Here is a 22,950-nt window from a genome sequence, read left to right as displayed (position 1 = left end):
AGGAATCCCGCGTCCCGCCGGCGCCCCCCCCCCACTTGACGTGCGCGGGCGGGACGCCCGCGGTCCAAGAGCCATGACCCCTCCGTCGGCGAAGACGCCGACCCCTCCCCAACTTCGCTGGGGAGGAGGAAAAAGACGTCGCTGTAACCTCGCACGAAAAAGGGCGCCCGCGGGCGCCCTTTCTCGTTGCTGTGAAAAAGCTCGACTACTTCACGAACGGGCATTTGCCGTCCTTGAGAGGACGAAAAGCCTCATTGCCCGGCACGGTGGCGAGCAGCTTGTAGATGTCGTCCTTGTTCTTCGACTCCGCTGGCGACTTGACCTGGAACAGGTACATGTCGCGCACCAGACGGCCGTCCTCGCGCAGCTTGCCGTTCTTGGTCATGACGTCGTTGACCGGAAGCTCGCGCATCTTGGCCATCACCGGCTTGGCCTCGTCGGTGCCGGCGGCCTGCACGGCCTTCAGGTAATGCGTGACCGAGCTATAGACGCCGGCCGTCAGCATGCTCGGGATCTTGTCGCGCTTGGCGCGGAAGCGCTTGGTCCAGGCGCGCGTCTCGTCGTTGAGGTCCCAGTAGAACGCCTCGGTCAGAACCAGCCCCTGCGCCACCGGCAGGGTGAGCGACTGCACGTCGGTCGAGAAGACAAGGAGCCCCGCCAGCCGCTGGCCCCCCTTGACGATGCCGAACTCGCCGGCCTGCTTGATCGAGTTGATGGTGTCCTGGCCGGCATTGGCGAGACCGACGATCTTGGCCTTCGAAGCCTGCGCCTGCAGCAGGTAGGACGAGAAGTCCTGCGTGCTGAGCGGATGCCTGACGCCGCCCAGCACCTTGCCGCCGGCCGCCTTGACGACGGCTGTGACGTCACGTTCCAGGGCATGGCCGAACGCGTAGTCGGCTGTGAGGAAGTACCACGAATCGCCGCCGCCTTTGACGATGGCGCCGCCCGTCACCTTGGCCAGGGCATAGGTATCGTACACCCAGTGCGCGCCGGTCTCCGAGCAGGCCGGGCCTGTCAGGTCGGCCGAGGCGGCGCCGGTGTTGATATCGATCATCCCCTTTTCCTGGGCAATCTTGCGCACTGCGAGGGCGACCGATGATGTGCCGATACCCGTGATCATCTTGACGCCGTCGACATCGTACCAACGGCGCGCGATCTGGGCGCCGATATCGGGTTTCGTCTGATGATCGGCGGACAGGATCTCGATCGGCCGCCCCAGCACCTTGCCGCCGAAATCCTCGACCGCCATCTGCGCCGCTTCGACTTCACCCAGGTTGAGATCGGCATAGACGCCGGAGAAACCCTCCGTCACGCCGATCTTGAGCGGTGCCGGCGCCTGGGCTTGCGCCACCGCCACCATTCCCAGCGCTGTCAGGCCGGCGACGGCCACGCCAGCACTGCAATAACGCACGCAATTCGCAAAACTCATACGCACCCTCCCAAAACTACTCCCCGCGTAAGGGCCCGAAATCTAACGACCGGTCAAGTCGTGCGCCAGTGCTGGACAGCGGCGTCCTGCTTCTATTAATTCGCCGAGGTTCAGGGGAGGTGGATGGCGCAGGACGAAACAATCCTCGAAGCGCGGGGACTGACGAAAGAGTTCAAAGGCTTCGTCGCGGTCAAGAATGTCGATCTGCGGATCAAGCGGCATACCATACATGCCCTGATCGGCCCGAACGGCGCCGGCAAGACCACCTGCTTCAACCTGCTCACCCATTTCCTGGTCCCGACGGCCGGCGAGATCCGGTTCAATGGGCGCGACATCACCGGCAGCTCGCCGGCCAGGATCGCCCGTATGGGACTCGCCCGCTCGTTCCAGATTTCGGCGGTGTTTCCGCATCTGACGGTGCTGGAGAATGTTCGCGTCGCCCTGCAGCGCAAGCTGGGAAATTCCTTCCATTTCTGGCGCTCGGAGAAGGTGCTGCGTCGGCTGGACGGGCGCGCTCACGAGCTGGTCACGGCGGTCGGTCTGACCAATTTCGCTCGGTTGCCGGCTGTGGAATTGCCTTACGGCCGCAAGCGGGCGCTCGAGATCGCCACCACGCTGGCGCTTGAGCCGGAGATGATGCTACTCGACGAGCCGATGGCTGGCCTCGGGCAGGAGGACATCAAGCGCATCGCCCAGCTCATCCGCTCGGTCGCCAAGGATCGCACCGTGCTGATGGTCGAGCACAACATGTCCGTCGTCGCCGACCTGTCCGACACGATCACCGTGCTGGCGCGCGGCGAGGTCCTGGCCGAGGGACCTTATGCCACAGTATCGACCAATCCCGCCGTTGTCGAAGCGTATGTCGGAACTGGCCATGGCTGAGATGTTGCTCAAGGTCGATGCGTTGCAGGCTTGGTACGGTGAGTCGCATATCCTCCACGGTGTCGGATTCGAAATTGCGCGTGGCGAGCTGGTGACCCTGCTCGGCCGCAACGGCGCGGGCAAGACGACGACGCTGAAGTCGATCATGGGCATCGTCGAGAAGCGCTCCGGCTCGGTGACGTTCGACGGGCGCGAGACGGTGGGGCAGTCGTCCGACAGGATCGCCCGGCTGGGCCTCGCCTACTGCCCGGAGGAACGCGGCATCTTCTCCAGCCTCAACGTCGAGGAGAACCTGTTGCTGCCGCCGGTCGTGCAGTCGGGCGGCATGAGCCTTGCCGAGATCTACCAGCTGTTCCCCAACCTCCTGGAGCGGCGGCGCAGCCAGGGGACCAAGCTGTCAGGTGGCGAGCAGCAGATGCTGGCGATCGGCCGCATCCTGCGCACGGGGGCGAGCCTCTTGCTGCTCGACGAGCCGACCGAAGGGCTGGCGCCGGTGATCGTGCAGCGCATCGGCGAAATCATCCGTCAGCTCAAGGGCCGCGGCTTCACTATCCTGCTCGTCGAGCAGAATTTTCACTTCGCCGCCACCGTGGCCGATCGCCATTACGTGATGGAAGACGGCCGCGTGGTCGACATGATCGGCTCGGCCGATGTTCAGCAGAGCATCGGCAAGCTGCAGGCCTATCTCGGAGTATAGGGATGGCACAGATTGCCCTCGGCCTCGTCAACGGGGCCTTCTACGCCATGCTGAGCCTGGGGCTTGCCGTCATCTTCGGCATGCTGAACGTGATCAACTTCACGCACGGCGCGCAGTTCATGATGGGTGCCTTCGCGGCCTGGCTGATGCTCGGCATCCTGGGCGTGCCGTTCTGGGCATCGCTGGTGCTGGCGCCCATGATCGTCGGCCTGTTCGGCGTGGTGCTCGAGAAGCTGCTGCTGAAGCGCATCTACCACCTCGATCACCTTTACGGATTCCTGCTGACGTTCGGCCTGGCGCTGATCATCGAGGGGCTGTTCCAGTGGAAATGGGGCTCCTCGGGGGCGCCCTATCCGGCGCCGATCACCGGCGGCACCGATCTCGGCTTCATGATCATGCCGAGCTATCGGCTGTTCGTCGTCGTGGCGGCGCTGGTGATCTGCCTCGCCACCTGGTACGGCATCGAACGCACCAAGCTCGGCGCCTATCTGCGCGCCGCCACCGAGAACCCGACCCTGGTGCGCGCCTTCGGAATCAACGTGCCGCGCCTGATCACGCTCACCTATGGGCTCGGCGTCGCGCTCGCCGCGCTGGCCGGCGTGCTGGCGGCGCCGATCCAGCAGGTGTCGGCGCTGATGGGCACCAACCTGGTGCTGGTCGTGTTCGCCGTCGTTGTGATCGGCGGCATGGGCTCGATCATGGGCTCGATCGTCACCGGTTTCGGGCTCGGCCTGATCGAGGGATTGACCAAGGTGTACTACCCGCCGGCCGCCAACACGGTGATCTTCGTCGTCATGGCGATCGTGCTGCTGGTCAAGCCGGCCGGCCTTTTCGGGCAGACCAAATGACCGGCCAGCGTACCGTCATCGCGCTCGTCATCGCCGCCGCCGCCCTGGCGGCGCCGTGGGTCGCCTATCCGGTGTTCCTGATGACCGCGCTCTGCTTCGCGCTGTTCGCCTGCGCCTTCAACCTGCTGCTGGGCTATGCCGGCCTGATGAGCTTCGGGCACGCCATGTTTTTCGGCACGGCGGGCTACTTCTACGGTCACGTGGTCAAGGCCTGGGACCTGCCGCCCGAGGTTGGGCTTCTGGCCGGCGTCGGCGGCGCGGCCGCGCTCGGGCTGGTGACCGGTGCGCTGGCGATCCGTCGCCAGGGCATCTACTTCGCCATGATCACGCTCGCCTTCGCCCAGATGATCTACTTCTTCTGCGTGCAGGCCCCATTCACCGGCGGCGAGGACGGGTTGCAGGGCATCCCGCGCAAGGCGCTGCTGGGCGGGCTGATCCCGACGAAGGACGATCGCGTGCTGTACTACGTGGTGCTGGCGATCTTCCTGTTCGGCTACGGCGCGATCTACCGCTTCATCCATTCGCCGTTCGGCCAGATCCTGAAGGCGATTCGCGACAACGAGCAGCGCGCGGTGTCGCTCGGCTACGAGGCCGACCGCTACAAGCTCCTGGCCTTCGTGCTGTCGGCCGCCCTGGCGGGCCTCGCCGGTTCGACCAAGGCGATGGTGCTGCAGTTCGCCACCCTGACCGACGTCAGCGCGGCGATGTCCGGCGAGGTCGTCCTGATGGCCCTGGTGGGCGGCCTCGGCACGATTGTCGGCCCGGTCGTGGGCGCCTTCGTCATCATCACCATGCAGAACTACCTCGCCTCGGCCGGCGAGTTCGTGCTGGTGATCCAGGGCGCCATCTTCGTGGTCATCGTCATCGCCTTCCGCAAGGGTCTGGTCGGCGAGATTGCCGAATTCTGGAAAAGACGAACGACGTCCCGCCCCGCGGCGGGCGACGACTGACGGCTGCGCGGCCGGCTTATCGCTGACCGGCAGGGGCAAGCTCCAGGCGTTAAATTACAAGGGGACCTCACCTCTGAGGAGCGGCCCGGAGGGCCGCGTCTCGATTCGGGCGAAGTAGCCTTCGCCCTTTGGTCGGCAACAGTGAGGGCGTTGCGACAAGGCATTTCCAACGATCTCCTGTGTGGTCCATCCTTCGAGACGCGCCCTGCGGGCGCTCCTCAGGATGAGGTTTCCTTCTACTTTAACGCGTACGGGGACCAACCCCTTCGGGATCAAATCCAGGCACCGGCCTGCTATATCGAAGGCGGTGCGGTGCGATGGACGAGGACGGTGATGGCGGCGGCGCGCAGGCGTTTTCTGGCACGGACGATTCCCATCGTCGGGCTCGTGGCGGCCCTGGCGGTCACCTGGGCCGCCGGGGCTACCGCGATGTCCGAAGCGCTCGGGGCCGTCGTGTCGCTGGCCGGGTTGGGCGTGCTGCTGGCGGTGGTGTTCGCTGCCGTGCACCATGCCGACGTCATCGCCCACCGCACCGGCGAGCCCTATGGCACCCTGGTGCTGACCGTTGCCGTCACGGTCATCGAGGTCGCGCTGATCCTGTCGATCATGCTGGCCGGCAAGGGCCAGCCGGGCCTCGCGCGCGAGACCGTCTATGCCGTCATCATGGTGGTCTGCAACGGCGTGGTCGGGCTGTGCCTCGTCGTGGGCGGCCTGCGCCACGGGGAACAGGGCTTCCGCCTGCCGGGCATCAACGCCTATCTGGTCGTGCTGATGCCGCTCGCTACCCTGACCCTGATCCTGCCGACTTACACCACCAGCGCGCCCGGCGCCTACTATTCGACGGCGCAGCTCGGTTTCGTCAGCGTCGCCACCCTGGCGCTCTATGCCGTCTTCCTTTACGTCCAGACCGTGCGGCATCGCGACTATTTCCTGTCCGATCTGGGTGACGGCGGGGAGGACCATGGCGTCGCGCCGGCGCCGCGCCAGGTCTGGGAGAGCGTGGCCCTGCTGATGATCGGCCTGGTCGCCGTGGTTCTGCTCGCCAAGGGCGTCGCGGGATCGATCGAGACCATGGTCCTGGAACTCGGGGCGCCGACCGAAGCCGTCGGCCTGCTGGTCGCGCTATTGGTGCTGATGCCGGAGACCCTGGCGGCGCTGCGGGCGGCGCGTCGCAACGAGTTGCAGAAGAGCCTGAATCTCGCACTGGGGTCCTCGCTGGCGACCATCGGCCTCACCATTCCGGCCGTCAGCCTCCTGGCCATGGTGCTGAAGCAGCCGCTCGAACTCGGCATCGACCAGCACGACATGGCGATGCTGGTGCTGACCTTCGGCGTCAGCCTGGTCACGTTCGTGGGCGGGCGCACCAACATCCTGCCGGGCTTCGTCCATCTCGTGCTGTTCGCCGTCTTCGTCTTCATGATATTCGTTCCGTAAGGGGGAAAGCCGACATGACCGAATCGTCCGCCGCGCTCGACGACACCATCCTGGCCGAGTTGCGCAAGATCGACACGCCGACCATCACCAACGTGGTGGCGACCTATCCCAAGAATCCGCTGTGCCTCGGTCTCTACAATCCGTGGACCGAGAACTGGTATACCGATACGTCGATCCGCTGCCTCTATCCCGAGATGGGACCGGTCGTCGGCTATGCCGTGACCTGCGTCTACGGCCTGCCTGATCCGAACTACAGCGGCCGGCTGTCCTTCATGAACGTGATCGATGCGCTCGACGCGATGAAGAAGCCCACCATCCTGGTAATCCAGCAGAAATGGCCGCCTGAGCTGCACAACAAGGCAGGCCTCGCCGGCGAGATGATGGTGAGCTCGATGATGGCGGTGGGCTGCGTGGGCCTCCTGTCCAACGGACCGTCGCGCGACATCGACGCCATCCGCAAGCTGCGCTTCCAGCTGCTGTTGGGCGGCGTGACCGCGGGCCACGGCGAAATGGCCGTCCAGTCGGTCAATGCTCCGGTCTCGGTCGGCGGCATGGACGTGGCGCCTGGGGATCTCATCCACATGGACGAGAACGGCGCCGTCAAGTTCCCGCCGGTTCATGCGCCTGCCATCGTCAAGAATGCGCGCGCCATGCTGGATGACGAGGCGGCGCGCCTCGTCCTGCTGCGCAAGGCCAGGACGGCGACCGAGGTGCGCGCCGCCTCGTCGGGCGGCGCCTACACGCCCAAGAAGGAATAGCAGGCCGGCATGTCGTCCGACCCGTCGCCGGCAATCTTCAGGCCGGCACGATTCGGGCTCGCGGCCAAGCTGTTTGCCGTGCTGCTGCTGCTTGGCGCGATCGGCGTGCTGATCACCGGCGTGCTGGGCTACATGCGGGCGCGCGATGCCCTGCAGGAATCGATCTTCAACCGATTGACGGCGATGCGCGAGACCAAGGCGCATCAGATCGAAGGCTATTTCCGCACGATCCGGCGGGAGATGCGCGTGATCTCCGGCACCAAGATGGTGGTCGACGCGCTGCAGGGCTTTCGTGACGCTGTCGACGAGCTCGAGCGCACGCCGGTTCCGCCGGAGGTGCGCAAGCGCGTCGTCGACTGGTACCAGGAGCAGTACATGCCGATGGCGCGTCGCCTGACGAACGACAAGGCGACGGTCGAGGAATTCCTGCCGGCTGGATCGGCTCCCTACTTTCTGCAGAACTGGTTCATCGTCTCCAATCCCTATCCGCCCGATCGGCGCGCGCTGCTGGACGCCGCGGCCGACGGCGGCGTCTACAGCCGCGTTCATGCGATCTACCACCCGCTGATGCGAACCGTCGCGCTGACCCTTGGATTCGCCGACTTCATGATCGTCGATCAGAGGACCAGCCACATCGTCTACTCGGTTCAGAAAGATGCGGATTTCGGCTCGTCGCTTCTGGCCGGTCCATACCGGCGGTCGAACCTCGCTGCGGCCGCGGCGCGCTGCGCCCAGTCACCCGATCCGACGGCAACCTGTCTGGAAGACTTCGCCGATTTCCTGCCGGCAAACGGCCTGCCCGTGGCCTTCATGGCGGCACCGATCATCGAGCATGGCGCCGTTGTCGGCGTGCTGGTGGCCGAGCTGTCGATCGACGAGATCGACAACATCGTCACCAGTCGGCGACGCTGGCGTTACGAAGGGTTCGGCGCCACCGGAGAGGCTTACCTGGTCGGACCCGACCAGCTTGTCCGTTCCTCGCCGCGCCAGTTCTTCGAGAACCGCGACCGCTATTTCTCGGAGCTCGAGGCCGATCGGACGTCGAAAAGCGACATCGCCGACATAAGACGGCACGGTACCCCGATCCTGAACCAGCACGTCGAAACCAAAGCGAGCCGAGCGGCGTTGGGCGGTGTCGAAGGGACAGGGGAGGTTCAGGGGTATCTCGGCAGCGAAACGCTGGCCTCGTGGGGGCCCGTCAATGTGCCCGGCGTCAAATGGGGCCTGGTCACCGCAATCGACGTGTCGGAGGCGTTCGCGCCCATGCGGCAGCTGCAACGGGAGCTGGTCATCGTCGGCGCCGCCGCGCTGCTTGTCGTGCTCGTCATCGCTGCCTGGCTGTCGCGCTCCCTGCTCGGGCCATTGCGTGAGCTTACATCCGGGGTCAGGCGCTTCGCCGCCGGCAACTACGAGACCAAGGTGGCCGTGCGCACGCGCGATGAGATCGGCCAGCTCTGCTATTCCTTCAATGCCATGGTCGGCGAGCTGCGCGACAAGAACATCATCATCGAGACCAAGAACCGGGAGAACGAGGAGCTGTTGCTGAACGTGCTGCCGGCGCCGATCGCCAACCGGCTGCGCGACGGCGAGATGAGCATCGCCGACGGATTTGCCGAGGTCACGGTGGCATTCGCCGATCTGGTCGGCTTCACGGCGATGTCGGCAGACATGCCGCCGGCTGAGGTCGTCACCCTGTTGAACGGGCTGTTCAGCCGCTTCGACGAGGCGGCGCAGGATCTGGGCATCGAGAAGATCAAGACCGTGGGCGATGCCTACATGGCGGTATGCGGCCTGCCCGTTCCGGTGGCCGATCATGCGGCCCGCATGGTGCGGATGGCCATCCGGATGGTGCACATCACTCGCGAGCACGCGCTGGAGAACAAGGTGTCGATGAAGCTGCGGGTCGGCATCAACACCGGGCCCGTGGTTGCGGGAGTCATCGGCAAGAGCAAGTACATCTACGATCTGTGGGGCGATACGGTGAACCTGGCCAGTCGCATGGAATCCGGCGGCGTGCCCGACATGATCCAGGTGACGCGTCCGGTCTACGAGCGGCTCAAGGACGAGTTCGTCTTCGAGCCACGCGGTCCAATCGAGGTGAAGGGCAAGGGCCACGTCGAGGCGTGGCTGTTGAAGCTCTAGGTCCAGGCCGGCGGAGCTCGGCGCCTACTTGATCTTGTCGAAAGCCAGGCTGAAGCCCAGCAGCGGCACGTCGATGTTGATCGTGCGCTTGTTGGTGTCCTGTATGGCGATCTTCAGCAGCGTGCCGTTGCGCAGGGCGGTGAGCAGCGGGTCCTTGAGCGGAATGGTGACGATGCAGCCCACGTTCGTGCAGGTCTGGACCGGCTGACGCTCGACCGCGCCATTGTCGACCTTGAACTGGATCGGTTCGACCAGGCTGATCCCGAGTGGCAGCTGGATGGTGAGGACCGGCAATTTGGTGTCGGGGGCAATTCTGGCCGACACCACCACGACCACCTGCTTGTCCTCACGGTTGATCATCTGCTGGATCGCGCGGCAATCGAGAGTCTTGCCGTCCCCGGCGCATTCGACCCGCCAGGCGGCGACGTTGTCCTGGGCAGCGGCGCCTGCGGGCAGTCCGGACGTGGCGAGGACCATCAGCAGGCCGAGGAAGGCCATGCGGTCTAGAGTGACGTTGCGCGGCACCATGCGTTCAGTTCCCCCATCGACTCAAGCACCTGAGCTGACGGGAAAATCAAGGACTTCGACCGGCCTGACAAGGGGGGCGGTCAGATCGGCCTGAGGGCCTCTCGCAGGGTATCGTTCGAGACCTGCATCAAGCCGTCGAAAGGCAGCCCGAGCTCGAGGATCAGATAGACCGCCGCCGAGGCGGACAAAACGCATACGCCGAGCACGATGGTGAGCGTGGCGTTCGGTTTGGCGGACATGCTGAAGGTCGTGAAGATGAAAGTGAGCCACAACACGAGCACGACGATGAATGGATGTGACACCGAGTCGGGCGGCTGGGCGAACAGGGCGAGCCGGGTCTGCGCGATGTCGCTGCTGATCGCCAGGGCGCGCGCCTGCAACGCTTCCTGCTGCGGATTCTGTGGCTGGAGTTGTCGCAGCAGGTAGGTCGCCGAGGCGCCGCGTGCCGATTTCAGATGGATCCGACGACCGGCTCGTGCCGCCTCTTCCTGCCAGATGGAGTCGATCAACGGACCGATCTCCGCGCGCAGCTGCTTGCGAATTGGTATCGCCTCAGGCCCGTAATCCTCGAGGGTTTCGTCGAGCTCGGTGATGTCGGCCGCCAGCCGGCTGACATAGCCGCTGGTGTGCTCGAAAGAGGTTCGCGTCGCCGCGAACAGCAGTGCCAGGACCACGGCGGTCAGGGTGCCGACAAGCGCGGTCGCCAAGCGAATGACTTCCTTGGAGTCGCCCGTCAGGTGCGGTTCCGGCAGCCTCGCTCGCAACATTGCGCCCCCGATGGTGCCAGCCAGAATGAGGCAGAAGGCGATTGCGGATATGGCGATGGGGCTCAAGCAGCACCTCGAGGGCTGACCGGGGCGATTTTTGTAGTGGTCGGCCAATCGATCTTCAATCGATCCTCCTCGTCACGCGCCGGGTTACGGGGCTCAACTCCAGTGCGCATAGCGAAGTCGTGCAGTGACGGCGGTCGCGCGCCCGACGAGCGCGCCGGCACTGAGGGTCGCCAGCATGGCTGCGAGATAGCGCAACGATTCGAGGTTCGGCGATTGGAGGGCTCCTACCGCGTCGAGCGCGACGCTGAGAACCAGCACGATCGCCACCCACAGAAGGACACGCTTGGCTACGGGCCGTGCCTGGAAGCGTGGCCGATAGGCATCGATCTGCACCTGCATCGTGATGCCGCGGGCGGCGCCCGCGATCAGACCGGCCAGCAGGGCGACGCCGAACTGCCAGGGCGGTAGTTGGCGGCCAGCTGGATCAGCACGAGACCGAAGGCGACCGCGCAGCCCAGGAAGGGCGGAACGAACAGGCGCCATACCGACACGTACTGCCGCCGGACCTCGCGCAGCGCCAGATAGGCGCATCCAATGGCGGCAAGCGCCAGTATTCCATGCAGAATATTGAGCTCGAAGATCATCTCGGACGTCCCACGGCGGGCCACCGCCCCGGGTGACCGCCCCCACATCCCCTGAATGCTGATTTTTCAGCCCGACTGCCAGTAAATTCTTGCCGCGCCATGGTCTTGGCCTACAACTCGATTTTTATTATATCCAGCGGCCGTTTTGCACAGCTTACGAGAGGACGAGATGGACGACGCCGGCGCATCGGCGAGCCGCCCCGACGAGGCGGCCCAGTCTCAGACCCGCCCGTTCCAGGCGGAAGTCGCCGAGCTCCTGAACCTGATGGTTCACTCGGTCTATTCCGAGACGGACATTTTCCTGCGCGAGCTGATCTCCAACGGTTCGGATGCCTGTGACAAGCTGCGCTATGAAGCGATCGCCCACCCGGAGCTCCTGGCCGGCGCCGACAGGTTCGTCCTTCGCATTGCGACCGACAAGGCGAATGGCACGCTCTCGATTGCCGATACCGGCATCGGCATGGACCGCCAGGAGCTGGTCGACAATCTCGGCACCGTTGCCCGCTCGGGCACCAAGGCTTTCCTGAAGGGGTTGTCGGAGGCCAAGGAAGGAACGGGCTTGATCGGCCAGTTCGGCATCGGCTTCTACGCCGCCTTCATGGTCGCGGATCGCATCACGGTAACGAGCCGCCGCGCCGGCGCGAATGACGCCTGGGTCTGGGCGTCGTCCGGAGGCTCGGGCTTCGAGGTCGCTCCGGCGAGCGCGGAGCAGGCGGCCCGCGTGTCGCGCGGCACGGAGATCGTGCTTCACCTCAAGGAGGACTCCAAGCGCTACCTCGAGCCGTTCGAGATCGAGCGGATCGTCAGGAGCTATTCCGACCACATCCTGTTTCCGATCGAGCTCGTCGATGACAAGGGCGAGGGGCGGCAGATCAATGCCGCGAGCGCACTTTGGCAACGTTCGAAGTCTGAGTTGAAGCCCGAGGACTACACCCAGGCCTATCGCTCGCTCACCATGGCATTCGACGAGCCGGCGCTCACGCTGCACTACAAGGTCGAGGGCCGGCAGTCGTACGCCGTCCTGCTGTTCGTTCCCACGACGCCGCCGTTCGATCTTGCCGACCCGATTCGCAAAGGCCGGGTGAAGCTCTACGTGCGTCGGGTGTTCATCACCGACGATGCCGACTTGCTGCCGGCCTGGCTCCGCTTCGTGCGCGGCGTCGTCGACAGCGAGGATCTGCCGCTCAACGTCTCGCGCGAGATGCTGCAGAACAACCCGCAGGTGACGCAGATCCGAAACGGGTTGACTGGCCGCGTGCTCGGCGAACTGGAAAGCACGGCGACGAAGGACGCGGAGACCTACGCCAAGGTCTGGGAAGCCTTCGGCCCGGTCCTCAAGGAGGGCCTGTACGAGGACCGGGAGCGGCGCGACCAGCTCCTCGCCCTGGCGCGGTTTTCCACCACGGCCGGCGGCGGGCTGCGCAGCCTCGAAACCTATGTCGCCGATCTCAAGCCCAATCAGACCGAGATCTACTACCTGGTGGGCGAAAGCGCCGAGCGGATCAGATCCAACCCCAAGCTCGAGGCGGCGCGCGCGCGCGGTATCGAGGTCCTGCTGCTTACCGATCCGATCGACGCGTTCTGGACCGTGATGCCGCAGGAGTTCGGCGGCAAGAAGCTGAAGTCGCTGAGTCAGGGCGACGTGGATTTCGGGCTGATTCCCCTGCTCGACAAGACCGAAGCCGATCGGCCCGAACGCGAGGCCGCAAAGCAGGACGACGAGGCCCTTGTCGCGACCGTGAAGGCGGTTCTCGGCGACAGGGTGTCCGATGTGCGTGCCTCGCAGCGCCTGACCGACAGTGCGGCGTGCCTGGTCGCGAGCGAGCAGGGACGCGATCGCGAGCTGGAACGCCTGCTCGCCCGCCAGAACCGCGGCGGCGGCACCAAGCCGATCCTGGAGCTGAACATGGGGCACGAGCTGGTCCGCGCCATGGCCCATGCACACGCCGAGAAGCGCGAAGCGGAGGCGGCCGATATCGCTTTCCTGCTGCTCGACCAGGCCCACATCCTCGACGGCGAGATGCCGGCCGATCCGGCCGCCTTCGCCAGGCGCCTGAACGCGCTGGTCGTGCGCGGCGTGCCCTCGTTATCGGAGCGAATTCTCCGCCCCAGCTCATCTGGGGTGGTGTCGCCGTTTTACGGCGTCGGCGGGGACATGATTCTACCGGACCGCGGGCGTCCCGCCCGCTCTTCTCATGAGCGGGCGGGACGCCCGCGGTCCGCATGAGCATGACGTCGCGCCGGCGGCAGCACCTCCAGGTCGCAAGGTCGAAGCGCGCGCCTTCGCGCAGCCCCAGCGAAGCTGGGGAGGAGAATGAGAAGAGCCCGCCGACGGCTCGACCGTCAGCAACGATCGGCTTATCTTTTTGGCGTTGCGATCGACACGAGCTTTCCGGGAGGCCGACATGACGATCACGGTCAAGGCACGACATCCTGCCCTCGGCGCCGAAGTTCACGGCGTCGATATGCGCCAGCCCATGGATGCCGAGACGTTGAAGGCGGTGAACGACGCCTGGATGAAGCACCTCGTCCTGGTCTTTCCGCAGCAGCATGTCACGGATCGCGAGCACGTGACGTTCACGCGTCATTTCGGTGATGCAGAGATCTTCCATCAGACCTCCCTTCATCTCCGTTCGGAGAGAGTGGCGGAGATATTCCTGGTCTCGAACGTCGACGAGGAGGGTCGGCTGATGCGCCCTTCGGAGCCGTCGCAAAAGCAGCTCTCCTCGTCGCAGCAGTGGCATACCGACAGCAGCTACCGGGCGATGCCGAGCATGGGCTCGCTGTTGCACGGCATCGAGATCAGCCGGACCGGCGGGATCACGCAGTTCATCAACATGTACATGGTCTACGACGATCTGCCGGAAAGCCTGCGCAGCGCTGTGGAAGGCCGCAAGGCGCGCCACGATTTCAGCATGCTGCACCGGGTCGTGGGCTCGCCGGCGCCGACGGCGGCCGAGCAGGCGGCCATGCCGCCGGTGTGGCATCCGATGGTGCGCCGCCATCCGGTCACTGGGCGCAAGTCGCTCTATATCAGCTCGATCTACAACGACGCCGTCGAGGGCCTGGACGACAGTGCGACGAGCCGGCTGATCGCCGATCTCACGGCGTTTGCGGCCCAGCCCAAGTACATGTACCGGCACGAATGGGAACCCGACGACGTGCTGATGTGGGACAACCGGTGCACCGTCCATGCCGTGACGCCGCATGATCCCAACGAGCGTCGCGTCATGCACCGCACGACCATCGTCGGCCGTGAGCCGGTCATGGCGGGCTGACCCCGCCTTCACCTGCTCAGTTCATGCCGCCCGGGGTTTCGCCATAGCCGTCCGTGCGGGCGAGGCCAGCGAGCGCAAGGTTATAGGCTTGCACGATTCCGACCAGCACGGTTTGCGGGTTTGCCGTGACGGCGTGCAGCAGGGCGGTCGCATCCGTCTTGTCGTCGGCTGCGGTCCACGGTGCGTTGAAGCGCTCCTGGTCGTGCACGTAGCTCAGGCTCACGGCGACCTTGCCCATCACGGTCGTGATGTCCTGGGCCTCCGTCGTGTTCTGCGCGCCGCTCATGATGTCGGTCAGGACCGAGCCCACGAGTCCGCCCGATGCCAGGGTGTCGCGGATCTGGCCGGTCCAATAGGCGAGCCCGGTGGCATCGACCGAGCGGTTGAACAGATTGTTGTAGATGGTGTCGAGGAAGTCGCCGATCTGGCTGTCGCTTGCGTCGAACGGGTTGACGAGGAAAGGATACAGGCTCTTGGCCTCGTCGCTGACCGCGAACGAGCTGGCGATGTTGGCGAACAGCGTGGCGGCACTCTGGCTCGCCGAGGCGGCGGTGAATTCATCGACCCAGAACGCGAAGCCCTTTGCGTCGGCGCCCCGACCGAAGAAGGCCGCGTAGGTGGCGGCCACCTGCTCCTCGGCCGTGAGCCGAGTGAGGTCGAGCGTGGTCGTCTCACCCATCGCCAGGGGCGCGACATAGATCAGGCCCTGCTCGTCGCTGGTGCTGCCGACGCCGGTGGCGCGGTAGCTGAAGCTGTCGATGCCGAAGAAGCCGGCTTCCGGCGTGTAGTCGAAGCCGCCGTCGGCGGCGAGGCTCAGTGTACCGTGAGCGGGGCCGGTCAGGAGACTCGCGGTCAACGGAACAGTGCTGCCGTCGTTGAACAGCACGCCGCTCGCCCCGCCGATATGCAGTGCCTGGCCCGGGAAATCGATATAGGCGTCGTCGTGCGCCACCGGCGGCAGCGACGGCAGCACGTCGTCGTTGAGGATTGTTCCCGTGGCGCTCGCCGTGCCGATGACTACACCGGCCGACGGGTTCGTCAGCGTCACGGCGAAGGTCTCGTTCGCCTCCTTCACGACGTCGCCGGCGACGTCCACCACGACGATCTTGGTGGTCTCGCCGGGCGCGAAGCTGACCGTGCCGGCGGCGAACGCGTTGCCGGCGAAATCCGAGGACACCGCCGGGTCGCCGCCTGAAAAGGTGACGGCATACTCGACGCTCCGGGTGACCGACGTATCGCCGCTCAGGGTGACCAGGAACGTGAACGGTGTCGTGCCCGCGTTGCCTTCCGTCCTGGTAGCGGCGAGAGCAGCGATCGACACCGACAGGTCGTCGTTCTGGATCGTCCCGGAGGCCGACGCCGTGCCCAGCGCCAGCCCGGCGGAGACGTTGGCCAACGCGACGTCGAAGGTCTCGTCGAACTCCGGCGAAGCATCTGCCGACACCAGCAGCGTCACTGTCTTGACGGTTTCGCCGGCGGCGAAGGTCACGGTGCCGGACGGCAACGCCCCGCCGAAATCGGCGCCGTCGGCGGCATGAGCGCCGGAGCCCACGACCGACCAGTCGACGGTCTGGGAGGTCGTGCCCGCCCCGTCCAGCGACAGCAGAAAGGTAAAGGCGGTCGTGCCGCCGCCGGTACCCTCCGGCTTAATGGCCAACTGAGCGGCGACCGATACCGTCGGCTTGATCTCCTCGAGCTTGTCGTCGTTCTGGATGACCCCGTGCGCGCTGGCCGTGCCGAGCTGAATTCCCGCAGACGGCGCCGACAGCGTGACGGTGAATTCCTCGTCCAACTCGACCGTGGTGTCGCCCGTCACCGCCACGGTCACGGTCGTGCTGGCCTCGCCGGCGGCGAAGGTCATCGTTCCCGACGGCAGCGTGCCGCCAAAGTCGGCGGCGTCGGCAGCATGCGTTCCCGATCCTGTCGCCGACCAGGCGATGGTTTGCTCCGCGAGGGCGGCCTGATCGAGGGTCACGGTGAAGGTGAACAGCGTCAGGCCGGCGTCGCCTTCGGGCTTCGCGGCCGAGAGGGCAGTGATGGACGCTACGGATCCGTCGTCGTTGCGAATCGTCCCGGCGGCCGTCGCCGTGCCAATCACCAGACCAGCCGATGCGTTCGACAGGCTGACAGCGAACCCTTCGTCGAACTCCACGACGGTGTCGCCTGACGCCAGGACCGTCACGATCTTGCTGGTTTCGCCCGCGGCGAAGGCCACGGTGCCGGACGGCGGCAGGCCGCCGAAATCCGTGGTCGAGGCCGGATGCACGCCCGACCCGGAGACGCTCCAGTCGACCGTTTGGCCGGCGACAGCGGCCTGATCGAGCGACACCATGAAGGTGAAGGCGGTCGAGCCGCTGTCGCCCTCCGGGTTGTCGGCCGACAGGACTGCGATCGACACGACGACCTTGTCGTCGTTCTGGATCGTTCCGCTGGCGGTCGAAACGCCGATCGCGAGACCGGCCGATGCGTTCGACAGCGTGACTCCGAAACCCTCGTCGAATTCGACGGTGCTGTCGCCGCTCACCGCCACTGTCACGACCTGGCTCGTCTGGCCGGGCAAGAAGGTCACCGTCCCCGACGGCAAGGTGCCGCCGAAGTCCGCGGCATCGGCGGGATGCCCACCGCTTCCGATAACCGACCAATCGACCGACTGCCCGGTCACGCTCGTCTGGTCCAGCGTCACCGTGAAGGTGAACAACGTCGTGCCGCTGTCGCCTTCGGGTTGGCTCGCCGTCTCCGCCGCGATGAATATGACGGGCAGATCGTCGTTATCGACGCTGAACGATGCCGTTGTCGCGCCGAGCACCAGTTCCGACGAGGCATTGGCCAGGGTGACGGCGAAACCCTCGTCGAACTCGATTGTCCCGTCGGCCGTCACCTGCACGGTCACGGTCTTGCTGGTCTCCCCGGCGGCGAAGGTCACGCTTCCGGACGGCAGCAGGCCACCGGCGAAGTCGGCGGCTGAAGCGGCGTGGGTGCCGATACCCGTCACCGACCAGTCGACGCTCTGTGCGGTCGCGGCTGCCTGGTCCAGCGACACCGTGAAGGTGAAGGGGGTCATGCCGCCGCCGTTCCCCTCTGCCTTCTCGGCCGGCTCGGCGGCGATCGACACGACCGCGACATCGTCGTTCCTGATGATCCCGCTCGCCGTGTCCTCGCCGAGGAAGAGTCCCTCGGCCGGGTTGGACAGCGTGACGGTGAAGGTCTCGTCGAGCTCGACCAGGGTGTCGCCCGAGACGAGCACCGTCACGACCACGACCTGCTGGCCCGGCCCGAAGGTCACCGTCCCGGATGGCAGAGTGCCGCCGAAGTCGCCGGCGTCGGTCGGATGATCGCCCGACCCGGTTACCGCCCACTCGACCGTAGGGCCGTCGACCTCCAGGAGGTGATTGAGCCGTACCGTGAAGGTGAACAGCGCCTCGCCGTCGTTGCCCTCGTCCTTGACCGCCGACAGATCGGCGATCGACACGATCAGGCCATCGTCGTTCGTAATGGCGCCCGTGATCGACGACGGTGCACCGAGCGTCAGGCCGCTCGACGGATTGGCGAGAGCGACGGTGAAACTCTCGTTGTGCTCGAGCGCCGTATCGCCCGACACGTCGATGGTCACCGTCTTGGTGGTTTCACCCGGCGCGAAGGTGACGGCGCCGAAGGGCAAGGCGCCGCCGAAATCGGCTGCGCTGGCCGGGTGGGTTCCCGTGCCGGCGACCATCCAGTCGATCGATTGGCCGGTGACGCCCGCCTGGTCAAGCATGATCGTGAAGGTAAAGGGCGTCGTGCCACTGTCGCCTTCGACCACGCCTGCAGACGGTGCCGCGATCGATACGGTCGAGCGGTCATCGTTCTGGATTGTGCCGCCGGCCGACGATGTGTCCAGGGTCAGGCCGGCCGAGACGTTCTTCAGGGCGACCGTGAAATCCTCGTCGAACTCGACCGCGGTATCGCTCGAGACGGTCACCGTCACGATCTTGCTGATCTCGCCGGCGGCGAAGGCCAGGCTGCCGGATGGCAGGGATCCGCCGAAGTCCGCGGCGTCGACCGCGTGTGCGCCGGAACCAGTCACGAACCAGTCGACGGTCTGGCCGGTGACGCCGGTCTGATCGAGGCTCACCGTGAAGGTGAAGGCCGTCGTGCCGTTGTTGCCCTCGGGCTTGATGGCCGACAGCGCCGTGATCGAAACGATCGAACGATCGTCGTTCTGGATCGTCCCGCTCGCCGCGGCCGTGCCTAGCGCGAGGCCGGAGGACGCGCCCGACAAGGTGACGGTGAAGTCCTCGTCGAACTCAACCGTGGTGTCGGCCGACACCGACACCGACACGGTCTTGGCTGTCTCGCCGGCCGCGAAAGTCACGCTTCCGGAGGGCAGCGATCCATCGAAATCGGCCGAATTGGCCGCATGGGCGCCGCTGCCCGCTACCGCCCAATTCACCGTCTGGGAAGTGACGCCGGCCTGATCGAGACTGATGGTGAAGGTGAAGAAGGTGGAGCCGCTGCTGCCTTCCGGCTTGCTGGCCGACAGCGGCGCGATCGAGACGACCGAGACGTCGTCGTTCTGAATCGTCCCGGACGCCGAGGAGTTCCCCAGGATCAGTCCGGACGATTCACCCGACAGGGTGACGACGAAATCCTCGTTGAACTCGATCGCCGTATCGCCTGCCACGAACACCGTGACGGTCTGGCTCGTCTCGCCCGCCGCAAAGCTCACGCTGCCGGAAGGCAGGAAGCTGCCGAAATCCGCGGCGTCGGCGGCATGCGTGCCGGAGCCGGCCACCGTCCAGTCGACCGATTGATCGACCAGCAAGGTCCGGTCGAGCGACACCGCGAACGTGAAGGCGGTGGAGCTGCCGTTGCCTTCTGCCTTCACGGCGGACAGCGCCGAGATCGACGCGACAGCGCGATCGTCGGTCTGGATCGTGCCCGCCGCGGTCGTCGTGCCGAGCGCGAGACCGGACGAGGCGCTCGACAAGGTGACGGTGAACTCCTCGTCGAATTCCACCGTAGCGTCGCCCGACACCAGGACGGTCACGATCGTGCTGGTTTCGCCCGCCGCGAACGTCACCGAGCCGGCTGGCAGGGAGCCGCCGAAGTCGGCGGCATCGGCGGCATGGGAGCCCGAACCGGTCACCGCCCAATTGACGGTCTGGCTGACCACGCCGGCCTTGTCGAGGCTCACCGTGAAGGTAAAGGCCGTGGTGCCGCTGTCGCCTTCGGCCTTGACCGCAGACAAGGAAGCGATCGAGACCGTCGAGACGTCGTCGTTCTGGATCGTGCCGCTGGCCGCCGCCGTGCCGATCACGAGACCGGACGAGGCATTCGACAGCGTGACGGTGAACTCCTCGTCGAACTCGACCGTGGTGTCGCCTGCCACGGTGATCGTCACCGTCTCCGTCGTGTCGCCGGCGGTGAAGGTCACCGTTCCGGACGGCAGCAAGCCGCCGAAATCCGCGGCAGCGGCGGCATGTCCACCCGAGCCAGTGACGGCCCAATTGACCGTCTGGCTCGTCACGGTGGCCTGGTTGAGCGCTACCGTGAAGGTGAAGGACGTGTTGCCGCCGTTGCCTTCGGGCTTGCTCGCCGACAAAGGCGCGATCGACACGGTGGCGGCATCGTCGTTCTGGATCGTCCCAGTGGCGGTCGCCGTGCCGATCACGAGTCCGGACGAGGCGTTCGACAGGGTGACGGTGAAGTCTTCGTCGAATTCGGCGGTGGTGTCGCCTGTCACGAAGACGGTTACGGTCGCGCTCGTGTCGTAGTACGTGAATGTCACGAGCCCGCTCGGCAGCGTGCCGCCGAAATCGGTGGCATTGGCCGGATGGCCACCCGACCCGGTGACCGCCCATTCGACCGATTCCAGGTTCGTGATCGACTGGTCGATGCTCACCGTGAAGGTGAAGGCCGTCGTGCCGCTGTTGCCCTCGGGCTTGACCGCCGACAGCGGCGTGACCGAGACGACCGACGCGTCGTCGTTCTGGATCGTGCCGCTGGCCGACGGGGCCATGATGTAGAGGCCCGGCGACGGAGCCGACAGGGTGATCGTGAAGTCTTCGTCGAGCTCGATATCCGCATCGCCCGACACGGAAATTGTGATGGTCTTGCTGGTCTCCGTCGGGTCGAAGACGACGAAGCCGGAGGGCAGCGACCCGCCGAAATCGGCCGAATCGGCAGGGCTTCCGCCCGAGCCGTCAACCTCCCATTCGACGCTCTGCTCCTGGGTCGTATCGCCTGACCGGGTCACCGTGAAGGTGAAGGACGTCGCGCCGGACTGACCTTCGGCCTTGATTGCATCCGTTGCCGAGACGACGACGGTGCTCACCGACCGGACGTAGATGTCGGTCGATTCGTTGTCGCCGCCGTTCACCAGGTTCGTTGCGGAGCTGTAGAAAGCGAGCCGGTTGCCGTCCGACGACAGGACGAACTGGCTGGAATCACCGCCTGTCGCCTGGCCGTCGGAGGAATTCGTCGAGACGCGCGCGATCGCCCCGGTGAACATGTCCTTGACGAAAACGTCGGCAACGCCGTTGGTGTCGCCGGCCACCAGATTCGAGGCGGCGCTAACGAAGAAGATCCGCGCGCCATCCGGCGAGAACGCGGCGCCCCAGGAGGCGCCGTTGGCCTGTGCTCCCGCGGCGTCCGTAGAAATTCGTGCAATCGAATTGTCGGATAGGTTCTTGATGAAGATATCGCCAACACCGTTAGTATCGCCGGTGATCAGGTCGGAAGCGGCGCTGGTGAAGGCCACACGGCTGCCGTTGGCCGAAAAGACCGGATTGGACGAGTCGCCATTTGCCTGGGCGCCGCTCGCGTTCGTCGAGACGCGCACGATCGCGCCACCGGCCAGGGTCTTGACGAAGACATCGGCAACGCCATTGGTGTCGCCCGTCACCAGATTGTCGGCGACACTGACGAACGCTACCCGGCTGGCGTCCGGCGAGAAGACGGGTTCGGTGGAGTAGCCGCCGCCTTCTCCATCGCCTTCGGCCTCGTCTCCCGACGCTGTCGTATTGACTCGCTGGATTGCGCCGCTGGTCAGATCCTTTACGAAGATGTCTTCTGTTCCGTTGGTATCGTCGGAAACCAGATTGCTGGCGGAGCTGACGAAGACGATCTTGGTGCCGTCGGCCGAAAAGGCCGGCGCATCCGAAAAGCCGTTGGCCTGATTGCCGAGGGCGTCCGTCGACACCCGCGTGATGGTGCCGTTGCTCCAGACGAAAATGTCCTGCGTGAAGTTGGAGTCGCCCACCACCAGGTTGCTCGCCCCGCTGACAAAAGCGATCTTCCCTCCTGACGGGGAAAAGACGGGGGAGGAGGAGTTGTTGTTCGCTTCGTCTCCGGCAAAGCCCATCGTGATGCGCTGGACGAGGCCGGTCGTCAGGTCCTTGACGAAGATGTCGGCATTTTCATTGCCGTCGCCAGTCACGAGATTGTCGGCTCGGCTGGCAAAGGCGACCAAGGTGCCGCCCGGCGCGAGGGCGGGCTCGGAGGAGTGATTATTGCCTTCGGCCGCCTGCTCATTGATCGAAGCGCGAAAGACGATGCCGGCGCCATCGAGGATCGTGCCGTAGGCCGTCGCAGTATTGATCGTCAGGTTGGGGCTGGGATTGGACAGCGTGACGCTGAAAGCTTCGGTCGGTTCCGCTGCCAAACCGCCTTGTACAGTCACCGTGATCGTGGCGGTGGTCTGGTTGATGGCGAAATTCAGGGTGTCGGAGGGGAACACCCCGCCGAAGAAATCGCCGGCCACGGCCGGATTCGGCCCGGCGCCGGAGACTGTCCAGTCCACGGTCTGTGCCGCCGAGAGATCGCCCGTGCGCGTGACCGTGAAGGTGAAGGTCGAAGTCCCGAACAGGCCCTCTGCCTTGAAGGCGATCGCGGGCGCAATCGCCACCGCGGCCGGACCGAGCAGCTGGGCATAGCCGGCGCCGCTGATACCCGGCGCTTCGATTGCCCCGCTGGCAACCTCCAGGCTCCAGTTGCCGCCCAAGGCCGCCGCTCCGGTCCGATCGGCCGACGCGGCGACGTCCGCGCCGATGAGGTTCGCCAGAGCGTCTACGAAGGCGCGGCCGCGCTCGCCTTGTCCGACGTCGCAGCCATAGAGGAGCAGGTCGCCGGTTGCCGACAGGGCACCGCCGATCTCCGCCAGGGCGGAGGCTTCGGCCGTCAGGCTCGCCGCGTCGACTATCGAGCTGCCGAGGAGCAGGGTACCTTCTCGGCCATGCGAGACGATCTGGAGGGAGTCGAGGTTCGAATAGTCCGCGACGATGCGACGGATCTGGGCAATGCCGTCCTCGCCGGGCGCCAAGATGTACCAGGCGCTGCCAGCGGGCAGACCTGCAATGATCGATCCGGGATCTTCCACCCGCCAATCGATGAAAACGACACTGGATGTCATGGTCGAAGAAGATCTCCCGGACTGCCCGACTATAACCCTGGGTTAGGGCCGCTCACAGCCGGGCCGTTCTCCAGACGTTCGCACTGTCCGCCGGGAAGGCGGCACCCGCTTGGAACGACTGTACGAACGCGCCCCGTCTGACAAGTCTGCGCCGGCAGTCAATCCACCGACAAAGTGGTGGATTTGTGATGAAGCTGT

At 65.6% G+C, this 22,950-nt stretch carries 14 protein-coding genes and 1 pseudogene; 9 read left to right on the top strand and 6 right to left on the bottom strand.

Going from position 1 to position 22,950, the window contains the following annotated elements:
* Positions 1-205: 205 nt before the first annotated feature.
* Positions 206-1,429, bottom strand: coding sequence for an ABC transporter substrate-binding protein (locus AB7O82_RS17595; protein ID WP_428550522.1), 1,224 nt, complete (start codon positions 1,427-1,429; stop codon positions 206-208).
* A 123-nt stretch (positions 1,430-1,552) separates the two neighbouring features.
* Between AB7O82_RS17595 and AB7O82_RS17590 the strand changes: the two genes are divergently transcribed.
* From AB7O82_RS17590 to AB7O82_RS17560, 7 genes are all read left to right on the top strand, one after another.
* Positions 1,553-2,311, top strand: coding sequence for an ABC transporter ATP-binding protein (locus AB7O82_RS17590; protein ID WP_428550519.1), 759 nt, complete (start codon positions 1,553-1,555; stop codon positions 2,309-2,311).
* On the top strand, positions 2,304-3,008 hold the full coding sequence (locus AB7O82_RS17585) for an ABC transporter ATP-binding protein (RefSeq protein ID WP_428550516.1): 705 nt from the start codon (positions 2,304-2,306) through the stop codon (positions 3,006-3,008). Before AB7O82_RS17590 ends, AB7O82_RS17585 begins: the two co-directional genes overlap by 8 nt.
* 2 nt (positions 3,009-3,010) lie before the next feature.
* Positions 3,011-3,856: a branched-chain amino acid ABC transporter permease gene (locus tag AB7O82_RS17580; protein WP_428550513.1), complete on the top strand. Its 846-nt coding sequence runs from the start codon at positions 3,011-3,013 to the stop codon at positions 3,854-3,856.
* Complete coding sequence (locus AB7O82_RS17575) at positions 3,853-4,806, top strand: branched-chain amino acid ABC transporter permease (RefSeq protein ID WP_428550510.1); 954 nt, start codon at positions 3,853-3,855, stop codon at positions 4,804-4,806. The genes AB7O82_RS17580 and AB7O82_RS17575 overlap by 4 nt, the downstream gene beginning before the upstream one ends.
* Positions 4,807-5,139: 333 nt before the next feature.
* Positions 5,140-6,240 (top strand): calcium:proton antiporter, encoded by a 1,101-nt coding sequence (locus AB7O82_RS17570; protein WP_428550524.1) that lies wholly within the window; start codon positions 5,140-5,142, stop codon positions 6,238-6,240.
* 14 nt (positions 6,241-6,254) lie between these two features.
* A complete protein-coding gene (locus AB7O82_RS17565) occupies positions 6,255-6,998 on the top strand; it encodes an RraA family protein (RefSeq protein WP_428550507.1) in 744 nt (247 codons plus the stop codon).
* 9 nt (positions 6,999-7,007) lie between these two features.
* Entirely contained in the window at positions 7,008-9,140 is a 2,133-nt protein-coding gene (locus AB7O82_RS17560; RefSeq protein ID WP_428550504.1) for an adenylate/guanylate cyclase domain-containing protein, read from the top strand.
* A 24-nt stretch (positions 9,141-9,164) separates the two neighbouring features.
* Here AB7O82_RS17560 and AB7O82_RS17555 read toward each other — a convergent pair whose 3' ends face one another.
* The 4 genes from AB7O82_RS17555 to AB7O82_RS17540 all read right to left on the bottom strand — a co-directional run bounded on the left by AB7O82_RS17555 (position 9,165) and on the right by AB7O82_RS17540 (position 11,085).
* Positions 9,165-9,668, bottom strand: a complete 504-nt coding sequence (locus AB7O82_RS17555) for an invasion associated locus B family protein (protein ID WP_428550501.1) — start codon at positions 9,666-9,668, stop codon at positions 9,165-9,167.
* Between the two features lie 80 nt (positions 9,669-9,748).
* The gene (locus AB7O82_RS17550) at positions 9,749-10,549 is read right to left on the bottom strand and encodes a hypothetical protein (protein WP_428619868.1); all 801 of its coding nucleotides are present in this window, start codon (positions 10,547-10,549) and stop codon (positions 9,749-9,751) included.
* A gap of 45 nt (positions 10,550-10,594) precedes the next feature.
* On the bottom strand, positions 10,595-10,840 hold the full coding sequence (locus AB7O82_RS17545) for a hypothetical protein (RefSeq protein WP_428550496.1): 246 nt from the start codon (positions 10,838-10,840) through the stop codon (positions 10,595-10,597).
* Positions 10,841-10,866: 26 nt separating this feature from the next.
* Positions 10,867-11,085: a hypothetical protein gene (locus AB7O82_RS17540; RefSeq protein WP_428550493.1), complete on the bottom strand. Its 219-nt coding sequence runs from the start codon at positions 11,083-11,085 to the stop codon at positions 10,867-10,869.
* Positions 11,086-11,254: 169 nt separating this feature from the next.
* On the opposite strand from AB7O82_RS17540, the pseudogene htpG reads away from it, so the two are divergent.
* Positions 11,255-13,165 (top strand): annotated as a pseudogene (gene htpG, locus AB7O82_RS17535) (molecular chaperone HtpG); the annotation flags it as partial.
* A gap of 325 nt (positions 13,166-13,490) precedes the next feature.
* Positions 13,491-14,363, top strand: coding sequence for a TauD/TfdA dioxygenase family protein (locus tag AB7O82_RS17530; RefSeq protein ID WP_428542019.1), 873 nt, complete (start codon positions 13,491-13,493; stop codon positions 14,361-14,363).
* A gap of 16 nt (positions 14,364-14,379) precedes the next feature.
* Here AB7O82_RS17530 and AB7O82_RS17525 read toward each other — a convergent pair whose 3' ends face one another.
* Positions 14,380-22,752: a Calx-beta domain-containing protein gene (locus AB7O82_RS17525; protein WP_428619866.1), complete on the bottom strand. Its 8,373-nt coding sequence runs from the start codon at positions 22,750-22,752 to the stop codon at positions 14,380-14,382.
* Between the last annotated feature and the right edge of the window lie 198 nt (positions 22,753-22,950).

This window comes from Reyranella sp. (genome assembly GCF_050185545.1).
GTDB lineage: Bacteria > Pseudomonadota > Alphaproteobacteria > Reyranellales > Reyranellaceae > Reyranella.
Note: the sequence above shows the minus strand (reverse complement) of the source record. Positions and strands in the feature narration are given on the sequence as shown.